11 protein-coding genes and 1 pseudogene are annotated in these 11,786 nt (G+C 60.7%); 10 read left to right on the top strand and 2 right to left on the bottom strand.

Annotated elements, in window-relative coordinates; all coding sequences use genetic code 11:
• The first annotated feature begins 183 nt into the window (after positions 1-183).
• The 10 genes and pseudogenes from ACA073_RS14195 to ACA073_RS14150 form a co-directional block, all read left to right on the top strand.
• Complete coding sequence (locus tag ACA073_RS14195) at positions 184-1,071, top strand: Dyp-type peroxidase (protein ID WP_497397017.1); 888 nt, start codon at positions 184-186, stop codon at positions 1,069-1,071.
• Between the two features lie 299 nt (positions 1,072-1,370).
• On the top strand, positions 1,371-2,123 hold the full coding sequence (locus ACA073_RS14190) for a GntR family transcriptional regulator (RefSeq protein ID WP_497397015.1): 753 nt from the start codon (positions 1,371-1,373) through the stop codon (positions 2,121-2,123).
• Between the two features lie 11 nt (positions 2,124-2,134).
• Positions 2,135-3,865, top strand: coding sequence for a fumarate reductase/succinate dehydrogenase flavoprotein subunit (locus ACA073_RS14185; protein WP_497397014.1), 1,731 nt, complete (start codon positions 2,135-2,137; stop codon positions 3,863-3,865).
• Between the two features lie 25 nt (positions 3,866-3,890).
• The gene (locus ACA073_RS14180; protein ID WP_007946457.1) at positions 3,891-4,136 is read left to right on the top strand and encodes a 4Fe-4S dicluster domain-containing protein; all 246 of its coding nucleotides are present in this window, start codon (positions 3,891-3,893) and stop codon (positions 4,134-4,136) included.
• Between the two features lie 238 nt (positions 4,137-4,374).
• Positions 4,375-5,781 carry an ABC transporter substrate-binding protein gene (locus ACA073_RS14175; RefSeq protein ID WP_497397012.1) on the top strand — a complete coding sequence of 469 codons (1,407 nt, stop codon included), beginning with the start codon at positions 4,375-4,377 and terminating at the stop codon, positions 5,779-5,781.
• A 132-nt stretch (positions 5,782-5,913) separates the two neighbouring features.
• Complete coding sequence (locus ACA073_RS14170) at positions 5,914-6,696, top strand: ABC transporter permease (protein WP_497397010.1); 783 nt, start codon at positions 5,914-5,916, stop codon at positions 6,694-6,696.
• Positions 6,696-7,544 carry an ABC transporter ATP-binding protein gene (locus ACA073_RS14165; protein WP_497397008.1) on the top strand — a complete coding sequence of 283 codons (849 nt, stop codon included), beginning with the start codon at positions 6,696-6,698 and terminating at the stop codon, positions 7,542-7,544. The genes ACA073_RS14170 and ACA073_RS14165 overlap by 1 nt, the downstream gene beginning before the upstream one ends.
• Entirely contained in the window at positions 7,541-8,503 is a 963-nt protein-coding gene (locus tag ACA073_RS14160) for a HEAT repeat domain-containing protein (RefSeq protein ID WP_497397006.1), read from the top strand. Before ACA073_RS14165 ends, ACA073_RS14160 begins: the two co-directional genes overlap by 4 nt.
• Complete coding sequence (locus ACA073_RS14155) at positions 8,500-8,793, top strand: DUF971 domain-containing protein (RefSeq protein WP_497397004.1); 294 nt, start codon at positions 8,500-8,502, stop codon at positions 8,791-8,793. Before ACA073_RS14160 ends, ACA073_RS14155 begins: the two co-directional genes overlap by 4 nt.
• A 102-nt stretch (positions 8,794-8,895) precedes the next feature.
• A pseudogene (locus ACA073_RS14150) lies at positions 8,896-9,021 on the top strand (gamma-butyrobetaine hydroxylase-like domain-containing protein); the annotation flags it as partial.
• A 105-nt stretch (positions 9,022-9,126) separates the two neighbouring features.
• Here the strand turns inward: ACA073_RS14150 and ACA073_RS14145 are convergent.
• Together ACA073_RS14145 and ACA073_RS14140 are read right to left on the bottom strand one after the other, a co-directional pair.
• Complete coding sequence (locus ACA073_RS14145) at positions 9,127-9,864, bottom strand: TorF family putative porin (RefSeq protein WP_497397002.1); 738 nt, start codon at positions 9,862-9,864, stop codon at positions 9,127-9,129.
• Positions 9,865-9,986: 122 nt separating this feature from the next.
• Entirely contained in the window at positions 9,987-11,729 is a 1,743-nt protein-coding gene (locus tag ACA073_RS14140) for an amidohydrolase (protein ID WP_497397000.1), read from the bottom strand.
• Positions 11,730-11,786: the final 57 nt, after the last annotated feature.

Genomic DNA, 11,786 nt, shown 5'->3' with positions numbered 1-11,786 from the left:
CGCTACTCCATGTGATGTCAGCCACGCGCTGGCGGCTTACCGTTCAGATTCACTTCAAAGGTTATACGCCTTATTGACCCGACTTTTTAAGTGCCGATTTCATGAGCCTGAGATCTTTTGACCTGAGAACACACAACGCCCAACGCTGCGGGTAAACTTCGCGCTCTTTCTTAAGGAGTTCATATGAGTTACTACCAGCCGGGCATTCTCGCCACCCCAGTACCGCCTCAAGCCCGTCATATGTTCTTCGCGCTGGAATCCGTCGATGCACTGCCGGCCGCGCTCGACAAGTTGGCGCAGCTGGTGGACGGGAAGTCGGCAGTGGTCGGTTTCGGTGAATCCCTGGTCAAGGCGCTGCACGTACAAATCGACGGGCTGCGACCGTTTCCCGCATTGACCGGCGTTGGCGTCGACAACCCGTCGACCCAACACGCGCTGTGGTGCTGGTTGCATGGCGTCGACCGTGGCGAGTTGCTCAATCGCAGCAACGCCATCGAAGCCGCGCTGGCGCCGGCCCTGCGTCTGGTGCAGATGAACGAAACCTTCCGCCACCTGACCGGCCACGACCTGACCGGTTACGAAGACGGCACTGAAAACCCGCACGACGAAGCCGCCGTAGCCGCTGCGCTGGTGGGCGAAGGCGTTGAAGGCCTGGTGGGCGGCAGCTTCGCCGCGATTCAGCAGTGGCAGCATGACTTGAAGGGCTTCCACGGGATGCCGTCCCAGGAGAAGGACAACATCATGGGCCGCCGCTTGAGCGACAACGAAGAAATCGATGACGCGCCGATCTCCGCCCACGTCAAACGCACCGCCCAGGAAAGCTTCGCCCCGGAAGCGTTCGTGGTCCGCCGTTCGATGCCGTGGATCGAAGGGGATCGCGCCGGTCTGATGTTCCTCGCGTTTGGTTTTTCCCTCGATGCCTTCGAAGCGCAACTGCGGCGCATGAGCGGTCTGGAGGACGGCATCACCGACGGTTTGTACCGCATCAGCCGGCCGATCACCGGCGGCTACTACTGGTGCCCGCCGCTCAAGGATGGCCATCTGGATTTGCGCGCGCTGCGTATCGGCTGATGGACCAAACCCTCAAACGCACTTGAACCTGTGGGAGCGAGCCTTTGTGGTGAGGGGATTTATCCCCGTTGGGCTGCGAAGCGGCCCCAAAACCAGCAGTCCATGTTGGATCAGGTACACCGCAAGCAACGGTTTTACGACTGCTGCGCAGCCGAACGGGGATAAATCCCCTCACCACAAAGGCTCGCTCCCACAGGGGTTAGCGCTGCGCATCTAACCTTATGCTCAAACAATATTTCTCAAGCCTGCCATTAGAACTCTAAGATCACGTCATAACTCGTTATAACAAGTGATCTGCCATGACCGATAACGTTCTATCCCTGAGCAGTATCCCGCTGCACACCCAGCTACGGGACGTGCTCCGTGCCCGTATTCTCGACGGCGAATACCCGCAAGACAGCCAGATGCCTTCGGAAAGCGAACTGGGCGCGCTGTTCAAAGTCAGCCGCATCACCGTGCGCCAGGCGCTGGGCGATCTGCAAAAAGAAGGGCTGATTTTCAAGATCCACGGCAAGGGCACCTTCGTCGCCAAGCCGAAAACCTTCCAGAACGTCAGCACCCTGCAAGGCCTCGCCGAGTCCATGAGCGGTCGCGGCTACGAGGTGATCAACCGCCTGCGCAGCTTCAAATTCATCCCCGCCGACAAGCTCGTCGCCGAACGTTTGCAGGTGGCCGAAGGCGAGACCGTGGCGCAGATCAAACGGGTGCGGCTGATCAATCGCGAGCCGATTTCACTGGAAATCACCTACCTGCCCAAAGCCATTGGCGAGCGGCTGGAGAAGGCTGACCTGGTCACTCGCGACATTTTCCTGATCCTCGAAAACGACTGCGGTCTGGCCCTCGGTCATGCCGATCTGGCCATCGATGCAGTGCTCGCCGACAGCGACCTGACCCAGGCGCTGAATGTCGAAGCCGGCTCGCCGATCATGCGCATCGAGCGTCTGACCCACGATGCCAACGGCCAACCCGTGGACTTCGAACACCTTTACTACCGCGGCGATGCGTTCCAGTACCGCTTGCGGATCGACCGGCAAAAAGGGGCGCAGGCATGACACACGGCTCTATGACTAGAAGTACCCTTGAACAGGAATACGACATCGTCGTGATCGGCGGCGGCACTGCCGGGCCGATGGCGGCGATCAAGGCCAAGGAGCGCAACCGCGATCTGCGCGTGCTACTGATCGACAAGGCCAACGTCAAACGCAGCGGCGCGATCAGCATGGGCATGGACGGGCTGAACAACGCGATCATTCCCGGGCATTCGACGCCGGAGCAGTACACCAAGGAAATCACCATCGCCAACGACGGCATCGTCAATCAGGCGGCGGTCTACGCCTACGCGACTCACAGCTTCGAAACCATCGAGCAACTGGACCGCTGGGGCGTGAAGTTCGAGAAAGACGAAACCGGCGACTACGCGGTGAAAAAGGTCCATCACATGGGCGCCTACGTGTTGCCGATGCCGGAAGGGCACGACATCAAGAAAGTCCTGTACCGCCAGTTGAAACGGGCGCGGGTCAGCATCACCAATCGCGTCGTTTGCACGCGCTTGCTGACGGACGAAGAGGGTGCCGTCAACGGCCTGATGGGTTTCGACTGCCGAACCGCCGACTTTCACGTGATCAAGGCCAAGGCGGTGATCCTCGCCTGCGGTGCTGCTGGACGATTGGGTCTGCCGTCCTCGGGTTACCTGATGGGCACCTACGAAAACCCGACCAATGCCGGCGACGGCTATGCCATGGCCTACCACGCCGGCGCAGAACTGGCGAACCTCGAATGCTTTCAGATCAACCCGCTGATCAAGGATTACAACGGCCCGGCCTGCGCCTACGTCACCGGTCCATTGGGTGGCTACACCGCGAACAACAAGGGCGAACGCTTCATCGAGTGCGATTACTGGAGCGGCCAGATGATGTGGGAGTTCCACCAGGAACTCGAAAGCGGCAACGGCCCGGTGTTCCTCAAGCTCGATCACCTGGCCGAGGAAACCATCCAGAACATCGAAGAGATCCTGCACAGCAACGAGCGTCCGAGTCGCGGCCAGTTTCACGCCAATCGCGGCACCGATTACCGCACGCAGATGGTCGAGATGCATATCTCTGAAATCGGTTTTTGCAGCGGGCATTCTGCGTCCGGCGTATGGGTCAACGAGAAAGCGGAAACCTCGGTCAAGGGTTTGTATTCGGCCGGTGACATGGCCGCGGTGCCGCACAACTACATGCTCGGTGCGTTCACCTATGGCTGGTTTGCCGGCACCAACGCGGCGGATTTTGTCGCCGAACGCGAATTTTCAGCGGTCGACGCCAGGCAGATCGAAGCGGAAAAACAAAGGGTCTACGCGCCACTGGACCGTGAACACGGTTTGCCGCCCGCACAAGTCGAATACAAGCTGCGGCGCTTTGTGAACGATTACCTGCAACCGCCGAAAGTGACGAAGAAGATGCAAATCGGCCTGCAACGCTTCAGTGATATCCAGCGCGACCTCGATCAAATCAAGGCCCACAACGCCCACGAACTGATGCGCGCCATGGAAGTCAGCATGATCCGCGACTGCGCCGAAATGGCCGCCCGGGCTTCGTTGTTCCGCGCCGAAAGTCGCTGGGGGCTTTACCACTATCGGGTCGATCACCCGCAGCGCAACGACATCGACTGGTTCTGCCATTGCCATTTGAAGAAGGATGAAAACGGCCAGATGAGCAGTTTCAAGAAAGCCGTCGAGCCTTACATCATCCCGCTGGATGCCGAAGAAATGCAGGCTTACGACCGGCTGCGTGTCGGTGCCTTTGCGGCCTGAGCTTCACAAACAGAGAGACCGCGAAATGGCCTATCAACCCCAGGAAATATTCTTCCGCTCCAACGCGCCGGTCACGGTCGATGAAGATCTTTGCATCGCCCACAAAGGCTGCACCGTGTGCGTCGACGTCTGTCCGATGGATTTGCTGGCGATCAATCCAGCTACGCAAAAGGCTTACATGGCCTTCGACGAATGCTGGTACTGCATGCCGTGCGAAAAGGACTGCCCGACCGGGGCGGTGAAAGTGGAAATCCCTTATTTGTTACGTTGAATGACAGGACACCTTCGTCGGAACGCCGCCCGGAGCAAGCCCGCTCCCACAGTTGATCGCATTTCAATGTGGGAGCGGGCTTGCTCCGGGCGGCGTTCCGACGAAGAGGCCAGTCCAGACAACCCAAAACGCTATCCGGCCACCCCCGGACGCTTGCTTCAAAACACCCCTCGTTTCCCACCACGCCCTGATCGTGGCGGAGACGAACATCCTATAAATGATTCGAGGGGAAACACTCATGTTATTGCGTGCAGCATTTGCCGGTCTGGTACTGGCTTCATTTACGTTGTCGGCTTCCGCCGAAACCATCCGCATCGCCATCGGCACCCAGGACACCACGATCAACTGCGCCGCCGGCGGTCTGTTGATTCGCGAGTTGGGTCTGCTGGACAAATACCTGCCCCACGACGGCCAATACACAGACGCTAAATATGAAGTGGAGTGGAAGAACTTCACCAGCGGCGCGCCTCTGACCAACGAGATGGTCGCCGGCAAACTCGACTTCGGTGCGATGGCCGATTTCCCCGGTTCGTTCAACGGCGTCGCGTTCGAAACCACCGGCAAGCACAGCCTGTTCATCAGTGTGCTGTCGGGCAGCATCAAGGGCAGCGGCAACGGTATCGTGGTGCCGAGTGCCTCCGGTGTGCAGTCGCTGGCCGAGTTGAAAGGCAAGACCATTTCCGTGCCGTTCGCCTCGACCGCCCATGGCATGTTGCTGCGTGCCGTGGCCGCTCAGGGCTGGGATCCTTTGAAAGACGTAAACATCATCGCCCAGCCGCCGGAAGTCGCCGGCTCTGCATTGCAGGCCGGGAAAATCGACGCCCACGCTGATTTCGTGCCGTTCGCCGAACTGTTCCCGAGCCGTGGCTTTGCCCGCAAGATTTATGACGGTTCCCAGGCCAACACGCCGACCTTCCATGGCGCGCTGGTGGATCAGGCCTACGCGAAAAAATACCCGGAAATTGTTGTCGCCTACCTGCGCGCCAGCATCGAAGCCAACCAGTTACTGGCGGCGGAACCCGAGAAGTACAGCGAGCTGATCGCCCAGGTCACCGGCGTCGATGCCGAGGTCAATTATCTGTTTCACGGCCCGCTCGGCGTACAGACCCGCGACCTGAGCTGGAAGCCGGAATACCGGCAGGCGGTCGGCACCGCCATCGACACCCTCAAGCTGCTGAAGAAGGCTGATCGCGGACTCGACCTCGATACATTCATCGACGACCAGTACATCCGCGCCGCATTCAAGGCGTCGAACCTGGACTACACCGCGCAACTGGCCAACTACGCACAAACGCCGCTCAAAGCGGTGGATGCATCGAGTGGCAAAGCCATCACCGACTTCAGCCATGTGGCCGAGATCTGGGTGCGCGGTGAACCGAAAGTCCGTCAGTACACCTCGGCGGAGTCGGCGTTCAGCGCATTGGCGAGCCTGAAGCAGGAAGGCAAAAACATCCGTGCGGTGTATGCCCAGGCGAGTGACAGCGGGATCAAGTTGCTGGCGGATCAGGCGTGGTTTGCCAGTGATGCCAAAGGACGACTCAGTGCATTTCTGCTCAAGGGCCAGGCCCAACAATTCGCCACGGCCCAGGGCGGCAAAGTCCTCGACTTCACCGACGCCACCACCCCGGCCGTTGCCGTCCGCTAAGCCCCAGAACACCGCAGACCCCTTGTAGGAGCGAAGCTTGCTCGCGAAGGTGTATCAGCCAAAACGATGTCGACTGACACACCTTCGCGAGCAAGCTTCGCTCCTACAGGGGCTCGGTTGAGAGGAAGAATTGTGTACCGATCATATGCGCGCTGGATTCCAAGAGCAGCTTCGATACTGCTCTGTCTCCTGTTCTGGCAACTCGCCGCCAGCCACCACTGGAACCTCGGCCTGGTCACGTTCGCCAACGTGCCAACACCGCTCGCGGTCATTGAAGCGGCGTTGGGCCTCGGTGACTCCGGCAAACTCGCCCGGCACCTGAGCAGCAGCCTCAGTCGGGTGTTCGCCGGTTACCTCGCGGCGCTGATCATCGGCATCGCATTGGGCCTGGCGATCGGCCGTTCGAAATGGGCCGAAGATCTGTTGTTGCCACCGCTCGAGGTGTTGCGCCCGATCCCGGCGGTGGCCTGGATTCCTTTGGCCATCCTGATGTTCCCGTCGTCGGAACTGTCGATGGTCTTCATCACTTTTACCGGCGCGCTGTTCCCGATCCTGCTCAACACCGTGCACGGCGTCGAAGGCGTCGATCCACGCCTGATCGCTTCGGCGAAAAGCCTCGGCGCAGGGCGTCGGGCGATCCTGCTGGAAGTGATTCTGCCGGGCGCTGCGCCGAGCATCATCACTGGCCTGGCCATCGGCATGGGCACTTCGTGGTTTTGCCTGGTGACCGCGGAAATGATCTCCGGCCAGTACGGCATCGGCTATTACACCTGGGAGTCCTACACCATTCAGAACTACGCCGACATCGTGGTCGGCATGTTGCTGATCGGTGTGCTTGGGATGGGCAGCAGTCTGCTGATCAAACGGCTGGGCGGGTTGTTCACGCCGTGGCACCGACCACGAGGAAAAGCCTGATGAGCGTTTTTCAACACCCCAAAGGGCGAATCGAGATTCGTGGATTGTCGATCAGCCTGGGGGAGGGCAGCGCCGCGTTTGAAGCCGTACAAGGTCTCGATTGCCAGATCGAACCGGGCCAGTTCGTGTGCATTCTCGGGCCGTCCGGTTGCGGTAAATCCACCTTGCTTGGCGCGCTGGCCGGCCACTTGCAACCCCGCGCCGGCCGCCTCAAGGTCGACGGCGTAGACGTGTCGGGGCCCTCGCCGCAGCGCGGCATGGTGTTCCAGCAGCACACGCTGTTCCCCTGGCGCACGGTGCGCGACAACGTGGCGTTCGGCCTGAAAATGCGTGGCATCGGCAAAGCGGAACGGCACAAGGCGGCCGACGAAATCCTTGCGCTGGTCGGCCTCGACGGCTTTGCCGAGCGCTGGCCGGATCAGCTCTCCGGCGGCATGCAGCAACGGGTGGAAATCGCCCGGGTGCTGATCAACCGTCCGCGTCTGTTGCTGATGGACGAACCCTTCGGCGCCCTCGACGCCCTGACCCGGTTGAACATGCAGGAACTGCTGCTGGACATCTGGACGCGCATCCGCACCACCGTAGTGTTCGTCACCCATGACATCGACGAAGCACTGTTTCTCGCCGACCGGCTGCTGGTGATGAGTTCGCGCCCCGGCCGGATCATTGAAGACCTGCACCTCGACTTCCCCCGGCCACGCACCACCGAACTGGTGACCAGCCATGAGTTCTCCCGCTTGAAGCGCCATTGCCTCGAATTACTGCGTCACGAAGACGGTCGGCAGCTACCGCGCCTGAACCCTCTCGGACTGCCTCCTGAAAACAAACTGCCGCGATTTGCCCTATGACCTCTCTATTCGATGTAACCGATAACGACGACATTCTCGCCCTGCAACCGCGCCTGACGGATGAGGACCCCGGCGTGCGCCGCATTGCCCTGATCGAACTGGCGGATCTTGAAGAGCCGGATGGCTTGCTGTGGCTGGTCAATCGACTGGCCGAAGACCCGACCGAAGAAGTCCGCGCTGAAGCTGCGCGTTTGCTGGAAGCCTGGGAGGATGAGCCGGTCGTCGAGGCGCTGTGCCAGGCCCTGACCGATCCCGCGCTGGCCGTGCAATCCGCCGCCGCGCAGAGCTTGAGCCTGCTCAAGAGTGAGGCGGCCGGACGGGTGATTCTGCCGTGGACCGGGCATGCCGACATCAGCGTGCGCATCGCCGTGTTCAGGGCCTTGCGCGAGTTGCGTTTTCCCGGTGCCGCAGCGGCTGCTTCTGGTGCCTTGAACGATGAAGACGCCAGCGTTCGCCGCGAAGCCGTTGGTGTGCTCGGCTGGCTCAAACACCTTGAGGCGCTACCCGCGTTGGCGCGACTGGCCAGTGACGATCCAGACACCGAAGTCCGCCGCGCCGCCACCGGGGCGTTAGGTTTGGCGTCTGACGCGCACGTCCTGCCGGCCCTGCACCAAGCCTTGCAGGACCAGGCCTGGCAAGTGCGCGAAGAAGCCGCCACTACCCTGGGCAAGGTCGGTCACATCGACGCCGGCCCGGCACTGATCGAAGCGTTGGGCGACGATTACTGGCAAGTGCGCCTGCGTGCGACTCGCAGCCTCGGCCGCTTGCGGTACGCTCCGGCGCTGGAAGCGCTGATCGAAACCCTCGGTCACCGCATCAGCAACCTGCGCAAGGAAGCCGCGCTGGCGCTCGGCGAATTGAACGACAAAGGTGCCATCGCCCCGTTGCAGGCCGCGCAAGACGACGGCGACCCGGAAGTGCGCAAAGCCGTGCGCATCGCGCTGAGTCAGTTGCAATGAACCCGCTGGCGATCGGCAATTCCCGAAGCAAACAGCAGCTGCGGCTGAATTGGCCGGACGGCCGCGAGCAGTTGCTGGATCATGCCGAGTTGCGCCGCCAGTGCCCGTGCTCGCAATGCCGGGCCTTTCGTTTGCAAGGGCTGACGCCGATGGTTGATTCGCGCGTTCGAGTGATCGAGTTGAATCCCCAAGGCTACGGCCTGCAACTGGTGTTCAGCGACGGCCATGAACGCGGAATTTACCCGTGGATATATCTGGCACAACTTACCCCTGAAGTGACTGAGATCTAATGTGGGAGCGGGCTTGCTCGCGAAGGGGGAATGACAGTCGCTATTTATGTTGACGGACACACCGCTTTCGCGAGCAAGCCCGCTCCCACAGGGGGCTCAGTGATTCGCGCGTTCGAGTTGAATTCCCAAGGCTACGGCCTGCAACTGAACTTCAGCGACGGCCATGAACGCGGGATCTACCCGTGGCCCTACCTGGCACAACTTACCCCTGAAGTGACTGAGATCTAATGTGGGAGCGGGCTTGCTCGCGAAGGGGGAATGACAGTCGCTATTTATGTTGACTGACACACCGCTTTCGCGAGCAAGCCCGCTCCCACAGGGGTTCAGTGACTTTCAGAAGGATTTGCTGATGCTCGCCACCACCGTGGCACTGCACACATCATCAAACCCCCAATTGCTGGCGCACTGGCTTTTCGACAGGTCGGTGTCGATGTAACTCAAGCCCAGCATCACACCGGCCAGTTCGTGGGTCAGTTTGACTTCCCATTCGCGGTACGAGTCTTGCGCATGGCCCGAGGTCGAGTAAAGGTACGGATCCTTGAAATCCATGTTGCCGTATCGCAGTTTCAGGCCTGTGTCGTAAGGCAACTCCGTTTCGTAACCCACGTAGCTGTACAGCGAGTTCTGCTTGCTATCGATGCCCGGCGCATCGTCGGAGTAATAGGCCGCGAGTTTCACCCCGTAGACGCTGAGGATTGCGTAGGTCTCGCCCTGATTGAACTGGCTTTCTTTTGGGTAGGCGTATTTCAGATAACCGATGTCCAGGCTGACATCGTCGGTCGCTTGCCACAGCCAGCCGGCGTAGTAGTCGACTTCCTGACGGGTTTTCAGGCCGCCGCCGAAATCGACGTTGGAACTCCATGCGCCGAGGTACAGGCCGCTGCTGTGAGCCAGGGTCACGCCGGCTTGCACTGCCGGGTCATTCTGGGTTTGCGAAATGCCGCGGGTGCGGTAATCGCTGGCCAGCGTCAGGTCGACCAGCACGGCGAAGTCGTCATTCAAGGGCAACGCCTGGCTGCACAACGGCAGCGCACTCAAAGAACCGAGGGCGAACAGGGTGAAAGCTTTCATGAGTAAAGTCCCGATGTTTTTATTGTTAAGGGCAGGGTTGTCAAGGGCAGTTTTTTGCGGCAAGGCTGCGCCGAACCCCGGCGACGAGCGCGGGGTCGGGCAGTGGTTTCAGGTGATTGTTCTTAGAGGGCGGGTGCGTAGACTTCGCGGCCGGCGAACCAGGTTTGCAGCACTTGGGTGTCATGCAGGGCTTTGTTGTCGACGCTGAACACGTCGCGGTCCAGCACGATGAAATCGGCTTGTTTGCCGGGACTCAGCGAACCGATCTGCTTCTCCAGGCCGATCGTGCGCGCGGCGTTCAGGGTGTAGGCGTAAAACATGGTTTCACGGTCGAGGCGTTCAGAGGCGTTGAGCACGCCCAACGGGCCGTCGCGGGTGATGGCCTGGGCCATGGCGTTCCACGGGTTCGGTGAAGACACCGGCCAGTCGCTGGCGCCGGCAATGGTCGCGCCCTGTTTGAGCAGCGAGTGCGCCGGGTATTGATAGCGGAAGGCGAGGGCGCTGACGTACGGCTTGATCATGTCCAGGGTGTAGTCGTCTGCGGTGGCCCACAGCAGTTGCATCGAGGCGATGACGTCGAGCGGCTTGAACCGCGCAAACTCCTTCGGGTTGACCATCTGCAGGTGGGTGATCGAATGCGTCACGCCGCTCTGGCGATCCTTGCGCGCCTGAGCGATGCCGTTCAACGCCTCGCGCACGGCGCGGTCGCCGATGGCGTGGATGTGCACCCGCCAGCCACGCTGATCGATGGCGCTGACCAGTTCACCGAAATGCTTGGGATCGATCAGCAGTTCGCCCTGTTTGTGCGAGTTGCTGTACGGATCAATCATCGCCGCGCTCTGCGCCGGGTATTCGATCACGCCATCGGCGAAGATCTTGATGCCGGGCAGGGTCAGGTTAGGGATGCCCTGAAATTGCTGGCGGACCTTGTCCAGCGTATCGAGATCGGCCGGCACGCTTTTTGGATTGGCCACCAGCAGCGCGGCGACGTGAGCGCTCATGCCACCGCTTTCGGACAGCGCTTTGTACACCGGCAGCACGCCGACGGTTTTCTCCGTAGGTTTGAGCGCGAATACCGGCTCGCCGGGGGCGGCGTTGGCGGCGGGGTCCATCCAGGCCGTGATGCCGAGACTGTTGTTGTAGCGCACGGCCGATTGCGCGGCTTTGAGCATGTCGGCGGCGCTCGGCACCGGCATTTTCGAGGCGACGCGGTCCCAACCGGCGTCCACTACGAAACCGTTGGGGCTGCCATCGGCGAGTTTGCCAATGGTGTCTTTCTCGGCGTCGGGTAGATTTTTCAGCAGCGCGCCATCGATGCCGGCGCGTTCGAGCATCGCGTTATTGGCCCACGCGGTGTGATGGTCGCTGCCGGTGAACACCACGGGCACCTTGGCCCATTCCCCCGTGTTGAATGTTTTGCCGAAGGCTTCGACCTGCGCCCAATAAGCCGAACTCATGCCGGCCACGCTCAGCACATCACCATGCTTCGCTTTGCCGTCATCACGCCAGCCGCGCAGGCGTTTTTCCAGTTCATCGAGGTCGACCACCTCGTCTTCCATGTTGGCCGACACCATTTCCAGACCGCCGAAAATCCCGTGGGAATGGCTGTCGATCAGGCCGGGCATCAGCGCCTTGCCGCCGAGATCAACCACTTTGGTTTCAGCTGTGATCAAGTTTTTGATCAGCGCATCGCTGCCGGCCTGCAGCACTTTGCCGTCCTGCACCGCCAGCGCCTGCACCCTCGGGTTGGCGCGGTCGGCGGTGAAAATCTTGCCATTGAGCAGCACCAGGTCGGCCGCTGCCATGGCTTCCATCGAGGCAAAACTCACGGCGGCCATCAACAGATTCGGGATGAATCTTTTCATTGAATGTTTCCTTGTTATTGCGTCTGATGGCCAGATTAGTGGCTGTCGTGGTGCAGC

The sequence above is a fragment of the Pseudomonas sp. LBUM1670 genome (genome assembly GCF_059695695.1).
This window is presented reverse-complemented; position numbering and strand designations above follow the sequence as displayed.